The organism is Hwanghaeella sp., from assembly GCF_965227365.1.
Taxonomy (GTDB): Bacteria; Pseudomonadota; Alphaproteobacteria; order UBA8366; family Aestuariispiraceae; genus Hwanghaeella.
The window spans coordinates 2,073,965-2,096,107 of record NZ_OZ245754.1 but is presented as its reverse complement, the minus strand read 5'-3'; the positions used below and the strand labels follow the sequence as shown (position 1 = coordinate 2,096,107).

Genomic DNA, 22,143 nt, shown 5'->3' with positions numbered 1-22,143 from the left:
CCCTACTCCGCCATTTTCGCCAGGGCCGCTTCGGCAGAGATTTCTTCCCTCTCCCCGGTCTTGCGGTTCTTCAACTCCACGAATCCACCTTCGACGCCTTTCGGTCCGACGATGACCTGCCAAGGCACGCCGATCAGGTCCATATCGGAGAATTTGACACCGGCCCGGTCGTCGCGATCGTCGTAAATCACTTCGACACCCGCTTCCTGGAACTTCGCATAGAGATCTTCACAGACCCTGCCCGTCCCTTCATCTCCCTGGCGCAGGTTGATCAGCGCGACCTTGAAGGGCGCAACGGATTCGGGCCAGACGATGCCGTTCTCATCATGGCTGGCCTCAATGATCGCCCCCAGCAACCGGGAAACACCGACGCCGTAGGAACCCGACTGCACCAGCACCTGTTCGCCATCCGCCGTCGTCACCTTGGCATCGAACGGTTTGGAATACTTGTCAGCGAAGAAGAAGATATGACCGACCTCGATCCCGCGCGCGGTGACGCGGCGCTCTTCCGGGACCGCCCCTTCGAACGCCGCGGCATCATGCTGTTCATCCGTCGCCGCATAGGGCCCGGTGACCTGATCCACCAGTGACTGGACCGCGGCCGGATCATCCATGTCCAGTGCCGTCTTGCTAAGATCGAACTCCAGCAAGGCCTTGTCGCAGAAGACTTCACTTTCGCCCGTTTCGGCCAGGATGATGAATTCATGGCTCATATCGCCGCCGATCGGTCCCGTATCCGCGGCCATCGGAATCGCCTTCAACCCCATCCGTCCATAGGTTCTCAAGTAAGCGACGAATTGCTTGTTGTAGGAATGCCGGCCGGCTTCCGCATCCAGGTCGAAGGAATACGCGTCCTTCATCAGAAATTCGCGTCCACGCATGACCCCGAAGCGGGGCCGAATCTCGTCCCGGAACTTCCATTGAATGTGATACATCATCAAAGGGACGTTCTTATAGCTCTTGGCGTGTTCCCCGAAGATGCTGGTGATCATTTCCTCATTGGTCGGGCCGTAGAGCATTTCACGTTCATGCCGGTCCTCGATCCGCAGCATTTCCTTGCCGTAATCCTCATAGCGGCCGGACTGTTTCCAAAGATCGGCGGATTGGATCGTCGGCATCAGCACTTCATGCGCACCGATACGGTCCTGTTCCTCGCGAACGATTTGCTCGATCTTCTTCAGGACGCGAAAGCCGAGCGGCAGCCAGCTGTAGATGCCGGCGCTTTCCTGCCGGATCATCCCGGCGCGCAGCATCAGGCGATGCGAAACGATCTGCGCTTCGGACGGATCGTGCCGCATGGTGGGCATGAAATAGCGGGAAACCCGAACGGCGGGTGAAAGACGCATGGCTGACCTCTATTCGGGCACCGGCGCGTGCAGACTGCACGACGGGTACGGCGCGGGGGCTGTTTCAAAATTGCGCGGACTTTAGGGAAACCGGGCTCCTCTGTCCATGTTTCCCTGCCCGTCGAAATCGCTGTTGAACGGCGGCGTTTAAGAGCGATCCAAAGCGCTGCATTGCGCCGTATGGAGCGATGAACGGCATGTTCGACCGACGGTTCTTCCCGGGCTTCAGACCGCGCTCAATCCAGAAACCCTGCGGCGCGACACTGATTCTCGATCACGGCGAGCAAAGGATCGGACAAAGGCCTGCCGTTCAGGGTGAGCCTGCCGGACAGAATGTCATACTTGATAGTACCGACATTCGCGTTGGTATTCGAAAAATCGTCAGCATCCAACCCGGTATTACCCAGCGGATTGAACGCCAAATCAAACTCGATCTCGTCCGGCGTTATCCACTCGAACCCGCCGCTCAGATCGGCGGGTACCACCGGATTTCCGCGGACGTCGACGCCTGATTTATAGGCAACGTCACCGCTGGCCTTATGACTGACAACCAAGTGACGGCACTGCCGTTTCGTCAGACGGATCGTAACGCCGTCGCCTTTCCGCGGAGCTCGGGGATTCGCGATTTCACCCTGATTGGTGAAAGGATTCGCGCCGGGTTTCGTTTCCGACTGGGCAAGCGCGCCCGAAACACCACCAAAAATGCTGCAATGCAACATAAAGGTCAGCGCAAACACTGCGAATGGCAAGCCCCCACGCAATACCTGGATACGCGAGGCTTTGCGATAATCGAACCCAATCACATGAATAGGGAATATCATTCTCATGTCGGAAAAAATCGCTCCACCGTTTTGCAGTACACTATCACTTTCCGTGCCGAACCCGCAGAAAGCTGCAAAAAAAACGTGACAAACGCGGCTTTGTACGTACACTCACTGCAACAAAGACGCCATAAGACGTCGGCCCAAGTTCATTGGGGGGAACCTGGAGAGTAGAGTGGTTTGCCTCACACCCGGAAAACGGGGGAGAGCAAACAAAGAAACGACGACACCATGACGTAGCGGAGGCACAACCTCCGCTACGTCTATTTTGGGCTCAAGATTTCTCGGCCTGCCGGCGGATCAGCACCATATTTATCCTTGGATGAACTATCGATCCGCGTGTATCGGACACGCGGAATGTGCATCGGCGTCTGATTGGACGGGTTCCCGGTCAAGCGGCCTCATTGCCCCGTTTCGTCAAACGGATTGCCACGGAACGTGATCCAGCCCTGGTCCTGGATGACCCAATAGGCACCGAACAACACAACCGTGACAACGGTCGTGATCCCGGCCTTGCGCCAAAGGCGCGGTTTCTCCGGCGCGCCCGGTTCCATTCCCTCCTCCACCTCGGCGGGCGGACGATTGCCGTGCGGCAGGATGGTGAAGAAGGTCAACCACCAGAGGATGATGAAAACGACGATACTGGATGCGATGCCCATGGAAACGCTGTCCCCGTTCAGACCTGTTCGAGTTCGACCAGTGTGCCCATGAAGTCTTTCGGATGAAGGAACAGGACCGGCTTGCCATGGGCCCCGATCTTGGGCTCTCCATCCCCCAGAACACGCATTCCGTCCGATTCCAGTTTGTCACGCGCGGCGATGATGTCGTCCACCTCGTAACAGACATGATGGATTCCTCCGGATGGATTATTCTCCAGGAACTTGGCAATCGGAGATTTTTCACCGAACGGATGCAACAGTTCGATCTTGGTATTGGGCAGTTCCACAAAGACCGTGGTTACCCCATGCTCCGGCAGATCGACCGGGTCTGCAACCTTTGCGCCCAAGGTCGAACGGTAGGTCCGCGATCCTTCTTCGAGGTCCGGCACAACGATCGCCACGTGGTTCAACCGTCCAATCATATCATCCCTCCAGGTCTCAGCCGCTACAGCGGGTCAAATTCTGGCTACATGCACCGAAACAGGCGGCCGTTTGCCGGTGATCGATTGCAATTCCCGACGAACGCCGATCCGCACCGCCTCCTCAATCTGTTTGTCGTCCGCCCGTGTCCGCGCATTGGCCTTCCCGAGCACCCGCTCTACAGCCGCGGTCAGGCCATCCCGATCACGATCGTCCGGATCGAACAGACCGAACACGGTCACCGCGGGCTCAGCCGCCAAAGCCCCCTTCCGATCCAGGGTGATGCTGACGACAGCGCAGCCGTTCCAAGCAATCTGCCGCCGCTCCCGAATCCCGTGGCTGTCGAAAGGCACCAACCGATCGCCGTCGAGTGCAAGCCGACCTGCATAGACCTCGTCTATGACGTCAACGCCGTCCGTCTTGCTCAACCGAAGCACATCGCCATTGAACGGAACAATGGTATGCGGCACCTGACACTCCTGCGCCAGTTCCGCATGGGCGGTCAAATGCCGCACTTCTCCATGTACCGGCACGGCGATGCTCGGCCGGATCCACTGGTACATCTGGGCCAATTCACCCCGGTTCGGATGACCGGAGGTGTGAATGTCGTGCTCCCGCGCCGTGATCACCGTACAGCCAAGTTCCGTCAATTGGTTTTGCAGACGGGCGATCCCGATCTCATTACCGGGAATCTCCCGGCTCGAGAAAATGACCGCATCGCCTTCTCCCAGGGAAACCGTCGGATGGTCGTCCCGGGCGATCCTGCTCAGCGCCGCGCGTGGCTCCCCTTGGCTTCCGGTGCAGATCAACAGCACTTTGTCCGGCGGCAGGCGGTCGACCTCCTCGTCCGATATGAAGGACGGCAGGTCCTGCAGATACCCCGTCTCACGGGCCGCCTCGGTCATCCGGTGCATCGACCGACCGATGAGCGCCACTTTACGGCCGCAGGCTTCCGCGGCTTTCACCGCACTTTCGATCCGGGCGATGTTGGAAGCGAAACAAGCGATCGCCACCTTTCCTTTCAACGTCCCGACCAGTTCAACCAGGTTCTCGCGCACCTCGCCCTCGGACCCGGAATGCCCCGGGTTCATGGCGTTGGTGCTGTCGCAAACCATCGCAAGAACGCCTTCTTCGCCGGCTTTGATCAATGCGGCTTCGTCCGCGGTTGGCCCGACTTTCGGATCGGGGTCCAGTTTCCAGTCCCCGGTATGCATGACGGTGCCCGCATCGCAGCGAATGATCAGCGCGTTGGGTTCGGGGATCGAATGGGTCAGGGTCACTAGTTCGATATCGAAGGGGCCTACCTGAAAATGGCCGGAGGTCGGGATCTCGATGATCTTTGGAAGATTCAGAAAACCATTTTCCTGCAATTTCCGCCGCAGAATCGCTGCCGTAAACGGCGTTGCATAGATCGGGCAGTCATAGCCGTCCCACAAGTATTGAACCGCGCCCAAATGGTCTTCGTGGGCGTGCGTGAGAACCAGCCCGGCCAGATCCTTCCGGCGTTCCTCGATGAAAGCCGGATCCGGCATGATCACGTCCACGCCGGGCGTGCGCCCGTCATCGAAGCTGATCCCCAGATCAACCATCATCCATTTGCCCGCATGGCCGTAGAGATTGAGGTTCATCCCAATCTCTCCCGTACCGCCGAGCGGCAGAAAAATGATTTCGTCGGAGCCGGGTTCCCCGGTCTCCTCATAGCCTGTTTTACTCATGAACCTCTCACGCCGATCTTGTTGCCGAGGGGGCTGCCGCCCGGCCGTTCATCGGCTGTTCCGTCGATAGATTTCGACCAATCCCGTCAAAGTAAGATCGGAATCGGTCACCTGGATCGCGTCGGTCGCGTCCGCGAAAAGCGCACTCAAGCCGCCGGTGGCGATGACTTTCATCGGCTCACCATATTCGGCCTGAATACGTGAAATGAGCCCTTCCACCATGGAAAGATAGCCCCAATAGACGCCGGATTGCATGGCGGGAACCGTCGCCCGCCCGATCACGGTCTCCGGCTTGGCGATTTCGACGCGCGGCAACTTTCGGGCCGCCATATACAGTGCCTCGACCGATTGGTGCACACCGGGTGCCAGCACCCCGCCCCGGAAATTGCCCTTTTCATCGGCAATATCAAATGAGGTCGCGGTCCCGAAATCCAGCACCATCAACGGCCCGCCATATTTTACATGCGCCGCAATGACCCCCACGAGTCGATCCGCGCCGACCTGTTCAGGGCGATCGATCAGGACTTGTATCCCGAGGTCAGTCCCCTTCTCCCCCACAACCAATGTCGGTTTCGGGACATACTTTTCGCAGAGGCGCTTCAGATTGAAGAGGGTTTCCGGCACGACACTGGCGATCACGCAGGCTTCGATATCATCGAAGGAATACCCTTTCAGGGTCATCAACTGGATCAACCAGACGGCGTATTCGTCAGCGGTTCGCCGCGGGTCGTTGCCGCAGCGCCAGGATGCCAATGGTTTTTCGCCATCATGCACGGCAAACACAACGTTGGTATTTCCGCTATCGATCAGCAGCAGCATCTCAGGGCCTCGCTATTTCGGATGTGATCATATTGATCCGTCCGCATCGTCCTGCAAGTGTCAGGAACCGGTATTTACCGTATTGGGGAAAATGACGTCTCCAGCCGCGATCGACATGAGATCGCCGCCCGGCAGGCGCAATCGCAAAGCACCATCCGGGTCCAGGTCCAGGAAGATGCCCGTCACCGATCGATCCCCAAGCTTGGCGGTCACCTCGCCCCCCAATCCCATGGCGTGATTCAACCAGGCACTTCGGATCGGGGAGAAACCGTCTCGCCGCCAGATTTCCTCCCAGGTTTTCAATTCGGAAACGAAGGCCTGAAGTAGCTGACCCGGGGGTATATAGGCTTCCTCAGAAAGAAGGTCCGTGGTCTTGTACGGCATGCCTTCCGGACTGGATGCGACGTTGACGCCGCAGCCGATCAGAATCCATTCACCGCCCGCCTCCAATTCCAGCAGCAATCCGGCGAGTTTCGCACTGTCTACCAAGAGGTCGTTCGGCCATTTCAAGCGCAGGCGTTCCGCCAGATTCGGACGTAAATCAGCTATGGCGGCATGCAGTGCGACCGCGGCGACAAAGGAGCATTCGGCAGCCCGCGCGACCGGCATCGCGTTTCTGATCGCAACGGTGAGATACAGGTTACCTGTCGGCGAAATCCATTCGCGTCCCCGGCGGCCGCGCCCCCCGGACTGCGTATCGGACCAAATGACCTGTGCCAGTTCGGGATTGTGGGTAACGATCTCTCGCGCCTCGTCCATCGTGGACGACACTGATTCCAGATGATGCAGTTGATATCCCGCCGGCAATGCGGGTGTGGTTAGCATCTGTTCGATATTCCCCGCGTCATAACGCCGACCTGTTACGGTCTTACCCCCCGAACAGGGAAGCTGCGGCGGCCGTGGCGGGATCGGTGATACCCGGCAGATAGATGAACAGCACAGCGGTCAAGAGACCGGATACGATCATCACGCCGCGTAGCCCCATGGTTTCAACCTTGTCGAAACCTTCCACCGGTTCATCGAAGTACATGATCTTGATGATGCGCAGATAGTAGAAGGCACTGACCACGCTGCTGACCGCGCCAATGATCGCGAGTGCATAAAGCTCTGCGTTCAGGGCTGCCATGAAGACAAAGAACTTACCGAAGAAACCGGCCATCGGCGGGATACCCGCCATGGAGAACATCAGGACCATCAGCAGGACCGCCATGGCCGGATTTGTCTTCCCCAGTCCGGCCAGATCGCTGATATTTTCGACCATCCGGTTCTGCACCTTCATGCAGAGGATACAGGCGAAAACGCCAACATTCATGATCAGGTAGATCGCAAGATAGATCAGAACGCCTTTGAGACCTTCCTCATTGCCGGCGGCCAAGCCCATCAAGGCATACCCGATATGACCAATTGAACTGTAGGCCATCAGACGTTTGATGTTGCTCTGCGCAATCGCGGCAAAGGCGCCGAGCAGCATGGAGGCGACCGAGACAAGCCAAATGATCTGCCCCCAATCGGCGACCAGATCGCCGAACGGTCCCAACATGGTCCGCAGGAACAAGGCCATGGCCGCGATCTTCGGCGCGACGGAGAAGAAGGCGGTTACAGGGGTCGGCGCACCTTCGTAAACGTCCGGCGTCCACATATGGAATGGCACGGCGGAAACCTTGAAGGCCAGCGCGGCGATCAGGAAGACGATGCCGACGATGAGTCCCTTGGAGGTGTCGTCACCGGTCAGGGCCTGCGCCAGGGCGTCGAACTGGGTCGTCCCGCTGAACCCGTAGATCAACGAGCAGCCATAGAGCAGCAGACCGGAGGACAAAGCGCCGAGCACGAAGTATTTCAGGCCGGACTCCGTCGAACGCACAGTGTCACGCTGGAACGATGCCACGACATAGAGCGACAGGCTCTGCAGTTCCAAACCGATATAGAGTGACATCAGGTCGTTCGCCGATACCATCATCAGCATGCCCAGCGTCGCGAAGGTGATCAGTATCGGGAATTCGAAACGGTCCATCTTCTCCCGTTGGACATAGCCTTCACTCATGACCAGCGCCAGGACAGACCCGATCAGGATCAGGATCTTCATGAAAACGGCGAAATCGTCGACCAGGAAGAAGCCGAACAGCGCTTCCTGACGGCCCCCACCGACATTCAGGACCAGACCGCCCGCAACCACGAGAGAAAGGATCGCCAAGGTGCTGACCACCCGGTAGGCGCCATCCGCCCGCACGAATACGCCGACCATCATCATCGCCATTGCGGCGCAAGCCAGAAAGATTTCCGGCGATGCTGGCATCATGACAGGCAGTTCAGTCATCTTGCTTCAATCCCAACCCAGTTCCGTTCAAAAACGCGAAACGGCAAAAAATTCAAGAAACCCGGCCCTATTTGGCCCATCCCAAGGCGGCACTGGCCAAATCCACGACCCCGGGCGCACCGGCAGACAAAGCGGTCTGATAGTCGGCCACGACCTTCTGCACCGACACCTCAATCGGGTCCAGGAAGGTCGACGGATAAATGCCCATCCAGAGCACCAGAATGATCAACGGTGCGAAAACCGCGATTTCCCGGATGTTCATGTCCTTGATGGACATCAGATCTTCCTTGGTCAGCTTGCCGAAGACGACCCGGCGATAGAGGTAAAGCATATAGGCTGCGCCCAGGATCATCCCCGTTGCCAGACCGGCCGCCAGCCATGTCGATTCCTGATAAGCCCCAACCAGGATCAGGAACTCGCCCACGAAACCGCTGGTGCCCGGCAGACCGACCGACGCCATCGTCATCAGCATGAAGATCAGCGCATATTTCGGCATCCGCTCGACTAGGCCGCCATAACGCTCGATGTCGCGCGTATGCATCCGGTCGTAGATCACACCGACACAGAGGAACAGCGCGCCGGAAACAAGACCGTGGCTCAACATCTGGATCACGGAACCGGAAATTGCCTGTTCATTGACGCTGAAGATCGCCGCGGTGACGAAACCCATATGGGCGATCGAGGAATAGGCGATCAGTTTCTTCATGTCCTGCTGCACCAGCGCGACCAGCGAGGTGTAGACGACGGCGATCACCGACAGCCAGAAGACAAGTGGCGCGAAGAACGCGGACGCTTCCGGGAACATCGGCAGCGAGAAGCGCAGGAATCCGTAGCCGCCCATTTTCAGCAGCACGCCGGCCAGGATGACTGACCCCGCGGTCGGCGCCTCAACGTGGGCGTCCGGGAGCCAGGTGTGAACCGGCCACATCGGTACCTTGACCGCGAAGGACGCGAAGAAGGCGAGCCACAGCCAAGTCTGAAGCTGCGGATCAAAGCCATAGTCCATCAACGCGACGATGCTCGTGGCCCCGGCCTGCCAATACATCACCAGGATGGCGACCAACATCAGGACCGACCCGAGAAGCGTGTAGAGGAAGAACTTGAACGCCGCGTAAATCCGGCGCGCGCCGCCCCAAACACCGATGATCAGGAACATCGGGATCAAGACACCTTCGAAGAAGATGTAGAAGACGACGATGTCCAGCGCACAGAACATCCCGACCATCATGGTTTCCAGAACCAGGAAGGCGATCATGTATTCGCGCACGCGCTTCTTGATGGCTTCCCAACTGGCGAGAATGCATAGCGGCGTCAACAGGGTCGACAACAGCACGAACCAGATGGAGATGCCGTCTACACCCATTTCGTAGTTGATGTTGAAGCCCGGAATCCAGGCGACCTTTTCCTCAAGCTGGAAATCTGCGGTCGATCCGTCAAAACCGGCGAGTACGATCAGGGACGACGCGAATGTCGCCAGCGAGGTGAAGAGCGCAGCCCACCGAGCGTTTCTCGCGACGTCCTCTTCCTCCCCCTTGATCAGGACGAGAATGAAGATCGCCCCCACCAACGGCAGGAAGGTCGTAATCGACAGCCATCCAAATCCTTCGAACATGCGTCAGACGCTCCCCAACCGGATCAACCGGCAATCACGTACCAAGATACGAACGCCACGACGCCGATCAGCATCGCAAAGGCGTAGTGATAGACATAACCAGTCTGCAACAGGCTCGCGCCCTTTGAGACTTTGACCGTCGCACCGGAAACCCCATCCGGACCGAAATGGTCGATAGTCCCCTGGTCACCCCGTTTCCAGAAGACGCGGCCAAGCGCGAAGGCCGGCTTCACGAAGATCGCGTCATACAGTTCGTCGAAATACCATTTGTTCAGGCTGAACCGGTAAACGCCGCCCAGGCTGGTCGCGAGTTTCGGCGCCGTAGCGGGCGACTTGCAGTAGATCAGATAGGACAGACCGAGCCCCAGGATGCCGACGACCAGCGGCGACGCCTTCACCCAGAACGGGACATGATGCGCGTTTTCAAGCGCCTGATGCTGTTCCAGGATCAGGATCGAGTCGCCCCAGAATGCGTTCATGTCATGGCCAACGAAACCGCCATAGAAGAAGGCGCCTGCGAACAGCGAGCCCAGTACCAGGATGACCAACGGCGCCCACATGATGGCCGGCGACTCATGAACATGGGCGAAAGTCTTTTCGTCACAGCGCGGATCGCCGTGGAAGGTCATGAAGAGAAGACGGCCGGAGTAGAACGCGGTCATGAAGGCCGCAATGAGCCCGAGCCAGAAGGCGTACTGCCCAATCGCCGTATGCGCACCATAGGCCGCTTCCAGCACGATATCCTTCGAGTGGAAACCGGCGAAACCGATAGAAGTACCCGGAATACCGAACCCCATCAGCGCCAGGGAGCCGATCCACATGAAGGCATAGGTCAGCGGAATCATCTTGGCCAGACCACCCATCCGCCGCATGTCCTGTTCGTCGGACATGGCGTGGATGACCGAACCGGCGCCAAGGAACAGCAGCGCCTTGAAGAAGGCATGCGTCGTAAGATGGAACATCGCTGCCGGATAGGCACTGACACCCGCGGCGAAGAACATGTATCCCAGCTGAGAACAGGTCGAATAGGCAATGACGCGTTTGATGTCCGTCTGCGTCAGGCCGATCGTAGCCGCGAAGAACGCTGTCGACGCGCCGACGATGGTGACAACGGCCAGCGCCACGTCGGAGTATTCGAAAATCGGCGACAGGCGGCATACCATGAAGACGCCCGCGGTCACCATGGTCGCGGCATGGATGAGGGCGGAGACCGGCGTCGGGCCTTCCATCGCATCCGGCAGCCAGGTGTGCAGACCAAGCTGCGCCGACTTGCCCATGGCGCCCATGAACAACAGCAACGCGACGATGGTGATGGCGTCGAATTCCATCCCCAGGAAGACCAGCGTGGTCTCGGTCAATGACGGGATGGCCGCAAAGATCGTATCGAGCTGAACACTGCCGGTCAGAACGAAAACCGCGAAGATACCCAAAGCGAACCCAAAATCCCCGACGCGGTTGACGATGAAGGCCTTGATGGCCGCCGCGCAGGCGCTCGGCTTATGGAACCAGAATCCGATCAGCAGATAGGATGCGACCCCGACACCTTCCCAGCCAAAGAACATCTGAACCAGGTTGTCCGCGGTCACCAGGGTCAGCATCGCAAAGGTGAAGAAGCTGAGATAGGCGAAGAAGCGCGGCACGGCCGGGTCATGATGCATGTAGCCGATGGAATAGATATGCACGACCGCGCTGACCGTCGTAACGACGATCAGCATGACCGCCGTCAGTGAATCGATGCGAAGCGCCCAATCGAAGACGAAATCGCCGGAAGCGACCCAGGTAAACAGCGTGATCGTCTCACTCGTTCCCGACCCGGTGACCCGGAAGAACACGATCCAGCTCAAGATCGCCGCGATAACGATGAAGAGGCAGGTGATCACCTGCGCGCCGAGGTCGCGGAGCACCTTGCCGAAAAATCCGGCGATGATCGCGCCCAACAGCGGAAGGAATACAATGGCTGCTTCCATGACCGGGATATCCCCTACCCTATCTTCTACTCATCTGCGGCCCGACTGGGCCGAAACATTCACTCAAACCGGACCCGGTTCAAAACACGAAACCGGCCTTCGGCCCTAGCCCTTCATCGCGTTGATGTCGTCCACGGCGATGGAGGCGCGGTTCCGGTAATAGACCACCAGGATCGCCAAACCGATTGCTGCTTCCGCCGCGGCGACCGTCAAAACGAACATCGCAAAAATCTGACCGACCAAGTCCTGCAGGAAGGTCGAAAAGCTGACCAAGTTGATATTGACCGCCAACAGCATCAGTTCGACCGACATCAGGATGACGATGACGTTCTTCCGGTTCAGAAAGATCCCCATCAATCCCAACGTGAACAGGATCGCCGCGACCGTCAGGTAATGAGCGAGGCCGATTTCCCACATTAGATTCCGCTCCCCGTCTGTACCTTGACCACCTTGACTTCGTCCTTCGAACTGCGGGCGACCTGATCCCCGATACGCTGGCGCTTCACGCCCTCGCGCACCCGGTGGGTCAGCACGATCGCACCGACCATCGCAACCAGCAGAATCATGCCGGCCCCCTGGAACAGATAGACATACTTCGTATAGACCAGCAGGCCGATCGCCTCGGTATTGTGGATTTCAGCCGCCGGCGGCGTCGGTGAGGACACAACCGCAGCCGTATCCGCATCGAAAACCCAGCCCGCGCCGAGCAGCACCAATTCCGCCAACAGGACAAGCCCGATCACGGCGCCGACCGGCAGATACTTGGCGAACCCTGCCCGTAGTTCGGCGAAATTGACGTCCAGCATCATGACGACGAACAGGAACAGCACCGCAACAGCGCCGACATACACAATGACCAGGATCATCGCCAGGAACTCGGCCCCTTGAAGCACGAACAGTCCGGCGGCATTGAAGAAGGCGAGGATAAGAAACAGGACGGCGTGCACCGGGTTGCGCGCGGTAATGACCATTACCCCGCAAGCCACGGTGACGGCGGCGAACAAGTAGAATGCCAGTGCCTGTACGACCATCCTATCCCCCAAGACCCGGCAGGGCCTTTGTTCCTTTTACGTGGCCCGAAGGCCGGTAATTCAGTCGAACCGCCGTTGGAACTTGGTCTGAAACCCTATTCCATCGATCGGTTGCGTGTTTATCGATACGGTGCGTCGAGTTCAATATTCGACGCGATTTCCGCTTCCCAACGCTCGCCGTTCTCCAACAATTTCTGTTTGTTGTAGAACAGTTCTTCCCGCGTCTCGGTCGCGAATTCGAAATTCGGCCCTTCCACGATCGCGTCAACCGGACAAGCTTCCTGACAGAAACCGCAATAGATGCACTTGGTCATGTCGATGTCGTACCGCGTGGTTCGGCGGCTGCCGTCATCGCGCGGTTCGGCCTCGATCGTGATGGCCTGCGCCGGGCACACAGCTTCACACAGCTTGCACGCAATGCAGCGTTCCTCGCCGTTCGGATAACGGCGCAACGCATGTTCACCCCGGAAGCGCGGGCTCAACGGCCCCTTTTCATAAGGGTAGTTGATGGTGTGCTTCGGCTTGAACATGGTCTTCAGCGTCAAGGCCATGCCGCTCACCAACTCTCCCAAAAGGAAGGAACGGGCCACTCTATCCAGCGTCGCCATTTGCGGTCTCTACCTCGTCTAACTCAAACCATTACCGATCCAGCCCACCGACTTCACTTCGGCAGCCAGTCGAACGCGACCAAAACACCCGCCGTCGCGATTACCCAGAACAGCGTGAACGGCAGGAACACTTTCCAGCCCAGCCGCATCAACTGGTCATAGCGGTAGCGCGGGAAGGTCGCACGAACCCACAGGAAACAGAACAATACGAACGCAATCTTCAACGCGAACCAGATCACGCCCGGAACAAGGTTGAACGGCGCGATATCCACCGGCGGCAACCATCCGCCAAGGAACAGCACCGCGGTCATGCCGCTCATCAGGATCATGTTCGCGTATTCGCCCAGGAAGAACAGCGCGAAGGTCATCGCCGAATATTCGACGTTGTATCCAGAGACCAGTTCCGCTTCCGCTTCCGGCAAATCGAAAGGCGCGCGGTTTGTTTCCGCCAATGCCGAGATGAAGAAGATCACGAACATCGGGAACATCGGAATGAAAAACCAGACCGTTTTCTGTTTCTCGACGACGTCCGACAGGTTCAGCGACCCGACGATCAGCAGAACGGAGACGATCACGAAACCCATCGAAACTTCGTAGGAAACCATCTGGGCGGCCGAACGAAGCGCGCCGAGGAAGGCGTATTTCGAATTGGACGCCCAGCCCGCAATGATGATGCCGTAAACACCCAGTGACGAAATCGCGAACAGATACAGAATACCGACATTGATATCGGCCAGGACCCAACCCGCGTCGAAGGGAATCACCGCCCAGGCGACAAGGCTGAGGATGAAAGTCAGCATCGGCGCGAAGACGAACAGGAAACGGCTCGACCCCGACGGGATGATGGTTTCCTTCAGGAACAGTTTCGCCCCGTCCGCGAAGGGCTGAAGCAAGCCGAAGGGACCGACCACGTTCGGGCCCTTGCGAAGCTGCATCCAGCCGATGACCTTGCGTTCCGCCAAGGTCAGATAGGCGACGGAAACCAGCAGCGGTACCACGATGCAAAGAATGAAGAAGACAATGGTGCCGGTCGGCAGGACGTAGTCCGACCACCATACGCCTTCGAACCAGGTTTCGGGATTAACCATCGGTGCCGGTCCCCTGCTCCGCTTCCCCGTTCAGTATCACGCGAGTGCATTCCGCCATCGTTTCGGATGCCCGGCTGATCGGATCGGTTACATAGAAATTTTCAATCGGCGATACGAAGGCCGAGGACGACATATCCCCCGGCGTTCCGAAGTCGCCCCATTCGGCCGTCGGCGCGCTGTCGATCTCAATCATATGTGCTGCTTCGCCATGGATGGTCTGTCGAAGATCGCCGAGATTGTCATAGGGCAAGGTTTGCCCGACGGCGTCCGAAAGCGCACGAAGGATCGTCCAATCCTCCCGGGCGTCACCCGGCGGGAAAACCGCGCGGCGTGCCAACTGGACCCGACCTTCGGTATTCACGTAGATCCCCGGCTTTTCCGTATAGGCCGCACCGGGCAGGATCACGTCCGCCGCATGTGCGCCCGCATCGCCGTGATGGCCCTGATAGATCACGAAGGCGTCTTTCAGGTTGGACATGTCGATTTCATCGGCCGCCAACAGATAGACGACCTTGATTGCACCTGAAGCCGCACCGTCCAGGATGCCCTGGGTATCCAGCCCGTCCTTGCCGGGCGCGAACCCGATATCCAAACCGCCGACCCGGCTCGCCGCCGTCGTCAGCACGTTGAAGCCGTTCCAACCGTCCTTAACCATGCCGGTTGCATCGGCCAGCATATGCGCGGTCGCCATTATCGCCGCCCCGTCATCGCGGGACACCGCCCCCGGACCAAGGATGATCATCGGGTTCTCGGCATTCTTCAGGACGTCCAGGAAGCTGTGCTTACCGTCCGCAACGTCCTTCAGGCTGTCCGGTCCGGCACCGATATACTCATAGTCGTAGGTCAGGTCCTTCTGCTCGCCGATCAACGCGACTTTCAATTTGCCCGTAAGCCAGCGTTTGCGGATCCGGGCATTGATGATCGGCGCTTCCCAACGCGGGTTGGATCCCACGATCAAGAGCGCATCGGCCTCCTCAATCCCCGCAATCGAGGAGTTGAAGAGATAGGAAGACCGGACATCCGGGTCGACCTTCGCCCCGTCCTGGCGACAGTCCAGGTTGCTCACGCCCAAACGACCCATAAGGTCCTTCAGCGCGTACATGCTTTCCACATCACACTGATCGCCGGCAATGGCGCCGATCTGGGAAGCATCAGTGCCCTTCAGCTTTTCCGCGATCAGCGAAAAGGCCGTCTGCCAATCCGACGGGGCGAGCTTGCCGTCCGCACCGCGCACGAAGACGCGATCCAACCGGCGCTTGCCCAACCCGTCACAGGCATAACGCGTCTTGTCGGAAATCCATTCCTCGTTCACATCCTCGTTCAAACGCGGCAGAACGCGAAGCACTTCATTGCCGCGCGCATCAACCCGGATGTTGGAACCGACACCGTCCATCACGTCGATGGATTCGGTCTTTTTCAGTTCCCACGGGCGGGCGTTGAACTTGTAGGGTCGCGATGTCAGCGCACCGACCGGGCACAGGTCGATCACATTCGCCGAAAGCTCGCTTGAAACCGCTTTTTCCAGCGTGGAGATCTCCGCCGCTTCACCGCGGTTCAGCAGGCCCATATCCTCGACGCCGCCGACTTCGGTTGAGAACCGTACACAACGGGTGCAGTGAATGCAGCGGGTCATGATCGTGCTGATCAGCGGGCCCATGTATTTGTCTTTGACCGCGCGCTTGTTCTCATGGAACCGGCTGTCGTCGTGACCATAGGCCATGGCCTGATCCTGCAGGTCGCATTCGCCGCCCTGATCGCAGATCGGACAGTCCAGCGGATGGTTGATCAGCAGGAATTCCATGACGCCGTTGCGGGCCTTCTTGACCATCGGGCTGTCGGTGAAGACTTCCATGCCGTCGCCGGCCGGCAGCGCACAGGATGCCGCGGGCTTCGGCGGCCCGGGCTTCACTTCGACAAGGCACATGCGGCAGTTGCCCGCGATGGACAGCCGCTCGTGATAGCAGAAACGCGGAACTTCGACGCCTGCCTGTTCGCAGACCTGAAGGACGGTCATGCCCTTCTCGAATTCCACTTCCTCGCCGTTCAGTTTGAGTGTCGGCATTCCGCCCTACCCCTCGTTAAACCCTGTACGCACCCGATCTCTATTCCGCGGCCGCCGCCGGCATGGCGACGCGCGTGCGGTTCTTGATCCGGTCCTCGATCTCGTCGCGGAAGTGACGGATCAGTCCCTGGACCGGCCAAGCCGCCGCGTCGCCCAGTGCGCAGATCGTGTGACCTTCGATCTGCTTGCTGACGTCGAACAGCATGTCGATTTCCTCGATTTCGGCCTCGCCTTTGACCAGACGTTCCATCACGCGCCACATCCAGCCGGTGCCTTCGCGGCACGGCGTGCACTGACCGCAGCTCTCATGCTTGTAGAAATAGCTGAGCCGCGCGATCGCCTTGATAATGTCGGTCGATTTGTCCATCACGATGACCGCCGCGGTGCCGAGGCCGGACTTGTGTTCCTTCAACGCATCGAAATCCATCAACACGTCGTCGCAGATGTCCTTCGGCAGGCAGGGTACGGAAGACCCGCCGGGAATGACCGCCAGCAGGTTGTCCCAGCCCCCACGCACGCCGCCGCAATGCTTCTCCAGCAATTCCTTCATCGGGATGGAGAGCGCTTCCTCGACATTGCAGGGCTTGTTCACATGCCCGGACACGCAGAACAGTTTGGTACCGGCGTTGTTCTCGCGACCGAAGCTGGAAAACCATGCAGCCCCGCGGCGCAGAATGGTCGGCGCAACGGCGATGCTTTCCACGTTATTGACGGTCGTGGGGCAACCCCAAAGCCCGGCCATCGCCGGAAACGGCGGTTTCAGGCGCGGCTGCCCCTTCTTGCCTTCCAGGCTTTCAAGCAGCGCGGTTTCCTCGCCGCAGATATAGGCGCCGGCGCCGTGATGGATGTAGAGGTCAAAGTCGTACCCGGAACCGGCCGCATTCTTGCCGATCAATCCATCTTCATACGCTTCCGCAACAGCGGCCTCCAACACTTTGTATTCATGACGATATTCGCCGCGAATATAAATGTAGGCCGCGTGTGCCCCCATCGCGAAGGAGGCAACAAGGCATCCCTCGATCAGCTTGTGCGGGTCATTCCGCATAATCTCCCGGTCCTTGCAGGTGCCGGGTTCGGATTCGTCGGCATTGACCACCAGATAGGAAGGACGACCGTCGGATTCCTTCGGCATGAAGGACCATTTCATGCCGGTCGGGAAACCAGCCCCGCCCCTGCCGCGCAGACCGGAGGCCTTCATCTCTTCGATGATCTTGTCCCTGCCAAGCTCGATCAGCGCCTTGGTATTGTCCCAATCGCCCCGCTTCTTGGCGGCATCCAGATTCCACGGATGGTACCCGTAGAGATTGGTGAAGATGCGGTCCTTGTCTTCCAACAATGTCGTCATCGTCAGTCTCCCGCACCAGCTTTCGGCGCATTCGGCGCATCCGCCGTTTGCGGCGCCGGGCCGGTCAACAATACGGTCGGGCCGCCTTCAGGCTCCGACGTTACACGGCCGATTTGCGAACCGATCTTTGGCTGGCCGCCCCCTTTCAGGGTGTCCAGGACATTGACCAGCAGTTCCGGCGTCAGGTCTTCATAGAAATCGTCGTTGATCTGCACCATCGGCGCATTGCAGCAAGCGCCCAGGCATTCGACTTCGGTCAGCGTGAAAGTCCCGTCTTCCGAGGTCTGGCCATGGCCGATGCCGTATTTTTCCTTCACGGCTTCCATCAGCGCTTCCGCACCGCGCAGCATGCAGGGCGTCGTGCCGCAAAGCTGGATATGGAACTTGCCGACCGGCTTCAGATTGATCTGCGTGAAGAAGGTCGCGACCTCCATGACACGGATATACGGCATCTCCAGCATTTCGGAGATTTTCCGCATCGCGGCTTCGGTCACGTAATGGCCGTTATCGTGGTTCTGTTCCTGTGCCAGAAACAGACAAGCCAGCACGGCGGACTGTTTCCGCTCGGGCGGGTATTTGGCCATATTCCGCTCCACTTCGGAGAGGAACTCGCCCGTGAATTCAAAAGTCTCGCCGCTCATCGATCGATCTCACCAAACACAACGTCCATGGCGCCCAGGACCGCCACCGAATCCGCCAGCATGTGGCCCTTGCAGACGTAATCCATCGCCTGCAAATGGGCGAAACCAGGCGCCCGGATCTTGCACCGATACGGTTTGTTCGTGCCGTCGGATACAAGATAAACCCCAAACTCGCCCTTCGGTGCTTCAACCGCCGTATAGGTTTCACCTGCGGGCACGTGGAAGCCTTCCGTATAAAGCTTGAAGTGGTGGATAAGCGATTCCATCGATCGCTTCATCTCACCGCGGTTGGGCGGTCCGACCTTGCCGTCCGTTGTCATGACAGGACCTTCGGGCATTTCCGCCAGGCACTGTTTGACGATTTTCAACGATTGCCGCATTTCTTCGACCCGGACGAGGTAACGGCTGTAACAATCGCCGTTCTTGCCGACGGGGATATCGAAGTCCATCCGGTCATAGACGTCATAGGGCTGCGCCTTGCGCAAATCCCACGGGATGCCAGATCCACGCAGGACGGGTCCCGTGCAACCCCAGGCCATCGCCTCTTCCGGAGAAATAATGCCGATATCGACGGAACGCTGCTTGAAGATCCGGTTGTCGGTCAGCAGGCTTTCCATGTCGTCGATGAATTTCGGGAAATTATCGGCCCATTCCAGGATCTGGTCCGCCATGCCCGCCGGCATATCCTGGTGCACCCCGCCGACGCGATAATAGGCCGCGTGGAGGCGGGCGCCACAGACGGCCTCGTAGAATTCCATCAGCTTTTCGCGTTCCTCAAAGGCCCAGAGCATCGGCGTCATGGCGCCGACGTCGAGGCCATAGGCGGGAACGTTCAAAAGGTGATTCAGCAGGCGCGAGATCTCGGCGAAGAGTACGCGCATATATTGGCCACGTTCCGGCACTTCCAAGCCAAGCAGCTTTTCCGCTGCCAGCACGAAGGCGTGCTCCTGACACATCGGTGCAACATAATCCAGGCGATCGAAATACGGGATCGACTGAAGATATGTCTTGTATTCGATCAGCTTTTCGGTCCCGCGATGAAGCAGGCCGATATGCGGATCGAGACGCTCGACGACCTCGCCGTCCATCTCCATGACCATGCGCAGAACCCCGTGCGCAGCAGGATGCTGCGGCCCGAAATTCATGGTCAGCGTCTTGATGGTCGGATCTTCGGGCTTTCCGGTGAGGGATTCGGCCATTGGTTCGGCGCTCATGCCCCTTCTCCCTCTTCCTTGGTCGCCTTCTCATCACCCGGCAAGGCAGGCGTCATGCCCTCCCAAGGGGACAGGAAGTCGAACTTGCGGAAATCCTGGGTAAGAGTCACCGGTTCGTAGACGACCCGGCGCTGCTCGTCGTCATACCGCATTTCCACATAGCCGGTCAGCGGGAAGTCCTTGCGCAGCGGGTGCCCTTCGAAACCGTAATCGGTCAGGATCCGGCGCAGGTCCGGGTGATCGGTGAAGAAAACCCCGTACATGTCCCAGACTTCACGCTCGAACCAGTTCGCCGTCGGCCAAATCCCGGCAACGCTCGGGACCGGCGTTTCTTCATCGGTCTGGACCTTCAGGCGAAGACGCAGGTTATGCTTCAGGCTCAAGAGATTGTAGACGACATCAAAACGCTTCTCGCGATCCGGATAATCGGCCCCGCAGACATCGGCGCAAAGCTTGAACAGGCAGTTGGCGTCGTCGCGCACGAATTTGGCAACCTTGGTGATGCTCTGTGCATCGACCACCACTGACAACTCACCCAGCGCCACCGTCTTTTCGACGATTTCGGTGGGGAATTTCGAGGCGAGATACTCGCCCAGTTCGATCACCGCTTCCGTCTTTTCGTCCATCACGATCGATCCATTCACCAATTCAGATTCGCAAAGCGCCCCATCCGCCCGATCAACGGGCGATGGTCCCGGTTCTGCGGATCTTCTTCTGCAACTGCATGATGCCGTAGACCAAGGCTTCCGCAGTCGGCGGGCAACCCGGCACATAGATGTCGACCGGGACGATCCGGTCGCAACCGCGCACCACGGAGTAGGAATAGTGGTAGTACCCGCCGCCATTGGCGCAGGACCCCATGGAGATCACCCACCGCGGCTCGGCCATCTGGTCGTAGACCTTGCGCAATGCAGGCGCCATCTTATTGGTCAGGGTACCGGCCACGATCATCACGTCGGACTGGCGCGGGCTGGCGCGAACGACGACGCCGAAACGGTCCAGGTCGTAGCGCGGCATATAGGCGTGGATCATCTCGACAGCGCAACAGGCCAATCCGAACGTCATTGGCCACATTGACCCGGTCCGCGCCCAGTTCACCAGCTTATCGACATTAGCGATAACGAACCCCTTGTCCTGGAGTTCGTCGTTCACCGTCTTCAGGATCGCGTCCTGGTCCGCACCCGGGGGAATGGGCGCCCCCACATTGGACGTTACGGACATGGCATCCTTCTCCACAAATCGTTACGGGAACAATGACCCTGGCAGCCGACACGAAGCCGATGCCCGCAGCCTACTCCCACTCAAGCGCACCCTTGCGCCACTCATAGACGAACCCGATGGTCAGAATCCCGAGGAACACCACCATGGACCAGAAACCGAACATGCCGATTTTCCCGAGCGAAACCGCCCAGGGAAACAGGAATGCGACTTCGAGATCGAAGATGATGAAAAGAAGGGTCACGAGATAGAACCGTACGTCGAAACGGCTGCGCGCATCGTCAAACGCTTCGAACCCGCACTCATAGGCGGACAGTTTCTCGGAATCGGGATGCTGGCGCGCAACGATCATACTTGCGACGATCATCACGACGGATAGACCGACGGCGATCCCCAGGAAAACGAGGATCGCGAAGTATTCGCTCAACAGGTCTTCCATTCGCTCCTCCCCGGTAACGAGCTCAATGGATGGAACCAACCCTAATCCGTCCGCCGCGTCAACGGCTGAAACGGACGATAGGGTAGCAAACTATAACCTATCGCAATGTCACACAAATTCCGGCTGGAAGCCAGAAATCGGTGGATCAGATAGGTTGTGTCGGAAAGGTATACCGCGCCAATGCTGCAGTGCAAAGAATTCGACTTTGTTGCAGCGCACTTCAAGGACACTGAGATGCCTTCCGGTCTGGCGCTTCGGACAGGGAATGGCGCGAGTGACGGGGCTCGAACCCGCGACCTCCGGCGTGACAGGCCGGCGCTCTAACCAACTGAGCTACACCCGCATTCTGATCGGCGATTTCCGGTCCAGGACCGTCCCCGCCGCAGCGATGCGCGTTACTAATGCTGCCCCCCGGCAGTGTCAAGCAATGGGAACCCACCAATGTTAAAAATATTTCATTTTCTTCTTCAGCAGAGCCTTCCAACTGCACGAGCAATCTCACCCGCCATAATTCTACTATGGAACAACAGCTTATGGCGTCCCATCAATTCCGGGATGTGACTGCGCTCAAACACGTCGGGAATCCCTGTTTTGGCGCAGGATTGATCGGTTGACTGCGAGACGTGTCGCTCCGCCAGACACAATGGGCCGCTGAATTATGGCCATGCAGACCCAACTGAACCAGGCATCAAGACTCCACAATTGGCAGCCCTATTATCTCGGTCGTCCTGGAATCACCTCGCTGTCCAAAATGACGCACGGTCCTTCCGCAGGGAAAGAATTCCGAACTTGATTCGAGAGAACTCGCTGGAGAGTCCTTTCGA

The 22,143-nt window shown here is 58.6% G+C and carries 21 protein-coding genes and 1 tRNA gene; all 22 read right to left on the bottom strand.

All coding sequences use genetic code 11. From position 1 onward, the window contains the following. Positions 1-2: 2 nt before the first annotated feature. The 22 genes from proS to ACQK2G_RS09500 all read right to left on the bottom strand — a co-directional run bounded on the left by proS (position 3) and on the right by ACQK2G_RS09500 (position 21,662). Entirely contained in the window at positions 3-1,346 is a 1,344-nt protein-coding gene (gene proS / locus ACQK2G_RS09605) for a proline--tRNA ligase (RefSeq protein WP_425404805.1), read from the bottom strand. Positions 1,347-1,582: 236 nt separating this feature from the next. Next, the gene (locus ACQK2G_RS09600) at positions 1,583-2,278 is read right to left on the bottom strand and encodes a hypothetical protein (RefSeq protein ID WP_425404804.1); all 696 of its coding nucleotides are present in this window, start codon (positions 2,276-2,278) and stop codon (positions 1,583-1,585) included. Positions 2,279-2,568: 290 nt separating this feature from the next. Beyond that, a complete protein-coding gene (locus tag ACQK2G_RS09595; RefSeq protein ID WP_425404803.1) occupies positions 2,569-2,826 on the bottom strand; it encodes a DUF1467 family protein in 258 nt (85 codons plus the stop codon). Between the two features lie 17 nt (positions 2,827-2,843). After that, positions 2,844-3,248, bottom strand: a complete 405-nt coding sequence (gene mce / locus ACQK2G_RS09590) for a methylmalonyl-CoA epimerase (RefSeq protein ID WP_425404802.1) — start codon at positions 3,246-3,248, stop codon at positions 2,844-2,846. A gap of 33 nt (positions 3,249-3,281) precedes the next feature. Then, entirely contained in the window at positions 3,282-4,961 is a 1,680-nt protein-coding gene (locus tag ACQK2G_RS09585; protein ID WP_425404801.1) for a ribonuclease J, read from the bottom strand. 48 nt (positions 4,962-5,009) lie between these two features. Continuing rightward, positions 5,010-5,780: a type III pantothenate kinase gene (locus ACQK2G_RS09580; RefSeq protein WP_425404800.1), complete on the bottom strand. Its 771-nt coding sequence runs from the start codon at positions 5,778-5,780 to the stop codon at positions 5,010-5,012. 60 nt (positions 5,781-5,840) lie between these two features. Further along, on the bottom strand, positions 5,841-6,605 hold the full coding sequence (locus tag ACQK2G_RS09575; protein WP_425404799.1) for a biotin--[acetyl-CoA-carboxylase] ligase: 765 nt from the start codon (positions 6,603-6,605) through the stop codon (positions 5,841-5,843). 43 nt (positions 6,606-6,648) lie between these two features. Continuing rightward, entirely contained in the window at positions 6,649-8,094 is a 1,446-nt protein-coding gene (nuoN, locus tag ACQK2G_RS09570) for an NADH-quinone oxidoreductase subunit NuoN (RefSeq protein ID WP_425404798.1), read from the bottom strand. Between the two features lie 67 nt (positions 8,095-8,161). Beyond that, the gene (locus ACQK2G_RS09565; protein ID WP_425404797.1) at positions 8,162-9,706 is read right to left on the bottom strand and encodes an NADH-quinone oxidoreductase subunit M; all 1,545 of its coding nucleotides are present in this window, start codon (positions 9,704-9,706) and stop codon (positions 8,162-8,164) included. A 23-nt stretch (positions 9,707-9,729) separates the two neighbouring features. Continuing rightward, positions 9,730-11,673, bottom strand: a complete 1,944-nt coding sequence (gene nuoL / locus ACQK2G_RS09560) for an NADH-quinone oxidoreductase subunit L (RefSeq protein WP_425404796.1) — start codon at positions 11,671-11,673, stop codon at positions 9,730-9,732. Positions 11,674-11,778: 105 nt separating this feature from the next. Further along, positions 11,779-12,090 (bottom strand): NADH-quinone oxidoreductase subunit NuoK, encoded by a 312-nt coding sequence (gene nuoK / locus ACQK2G_RS09555; protein ID WP_425404795.1) that lies wholly within the window; start codon positions 12,088-12,090, stop codon positions 11,779-11,781. Further along, positions 12,090-12,704, bottom strand: coding sequence for an NADH-quinone oxidoreductase subunit J (locus tag ACQK2G_RS09550; RefSeq protein WP_425404794.1), 615 nt, complete (start codon positions 12,702-12,704; stop codon positions 12,090-12,092). The genes nuoK and ACQK2G_RS09550 overlap by 1 nt, the downstream gene beginning before the upstream one ends. Before the next feature lie 119 nt (positions 12,705-12,823). Next, positions 12,824-13,312 (bottom strand): NADH-quinone oxidoreductase subunit NuoI, encoded by a 489-nt coding sequence (nuoI, locus tag ACQK2G_RS09545; RefSeq protein ID WP_425404793.1) that lies wholly within the window; start codon positions 13,310-13,312, stop codon positions 12,824-12,826. A 53-nt stretch (positions 13,313-13,365) separates the two neighbouring features. After that, positions 13,366-14,400 carry an NADH-quinone oxidoreductase subunit NuoH gene (gene nuoH, locus ACQK2G_RS09540; protein WP_425404792.1) on the bottom strand — a complete coding sequence of 345 codons (1,035 nt, stop codon included), beginning with the start codon at positions 14,398-14,400 and terminating at the stop codon, positions 13,366-13,368. Then, complete coding sequence (nuoG, locus tag ACQK2G_RS09535; RefSeq protein ID WP_425404791.1) at positions 14,393-16,462, bottom strand: NADH-quinone oxidoreductase subunit NuoG; 2,070 nt, start codon at positions 16,460-16,462, stop codon at positions 14,393-14,395. Before nuoG ends, nuoH begins: the two co-directional genes overlap by 8 nt. A gap of 40 nt (positions 16,463-16,502) precedes the next feature. Continuing rightward, entirely contained in the window at positions 16,503-17,798 is a 1,296-nt protein-coding gene (nuoF, locus tag ACQK2G_RS09530; RefSeq protein WP_425407635.1) for an NADH-quinone oxidoreductase subunit NuoF, read from the bottom strand. An 11-nt stretch (positions 17,799-17,809) separates the two neighbouring features. Beyond that, positions 17,810-18,448 carry an NADH-quinone oxidoreductase subunit NuoE gene (gene nuoE, locus ACQK2G_RS09525; RefSeq protein ID WP_425404790.1) on the bottom strand — a complete coding sequence of 213 codons (639 nt, stop codon included), beginning with the start codon at positions 18,446-18,448 and terminating at the stop codon, positions 17,810-17,812. Continuing rightward, positions 18,445-19,647 carry an NADH-quinone oxidoreductase subunit D gene (locus ACQK2G_RS09520; RefSeq protein WP_425407634.1) on the bottom strand — a complete coding sequence of 401 codons (1,203 nt, stop codon included), beginning with the start codon at positions 19,645-19,647 and terminating at the stop codon, positions 18,445-18,447. Before ACQK2G_RS09520 ends, nuoE begins: the two co-directional genes overlap by 4 nt. Positions 19,648-19,658: 11 nt before the next feature. Then, the gene (locus ACQK2G_RS09515) at positions 19,659-20,288 is read right to left on the bottom strand and encodes an NADH-quinone oxidoreductase subunit C (protein ID WP_425404789.1); all 630 of its coding nucleotides are present in this window, start codon (positions 20,286-20,288) and stop codon (positions 19,659-19,661) included. A 52-nt stretch (positions 20,289-20,340) separates the two neighbouring features. Beyond that, entirely contained in the window at positions 20,341-20,883 is a 543-nt protein-coding gene (locus ACQK2G_RS09510) for a NuoB/complex I 20 kDa subunit family protein (protein WP_425404788.1), read from the bottom strand. A gap of 70 nt (positions 20,884-20,953) precedes the next feature. Beyond that, positions 20,954-21,319 carry an NADH-quinone oxidoreductase subunit A gene (locus ACQK2G_RS09505; protein ID WP_425404787.1) on the bottom strand — a complete coding sequence of 122 codons (366 nt, stop codon included), beginning with the start codon at positions 21,317-21,319 and terminating at the stop codon, positions 20,954-20,956. Between the two features lie 266 nt (positions 21,320-21,585). Continuing rightward, a tRNA-Asp gene (locus ACQK2G_RS09500) sits at positions 21,586-21,662 on the bottom strand. Positions 21,663-22,143 lie beyond the last annotated feature (481 nt).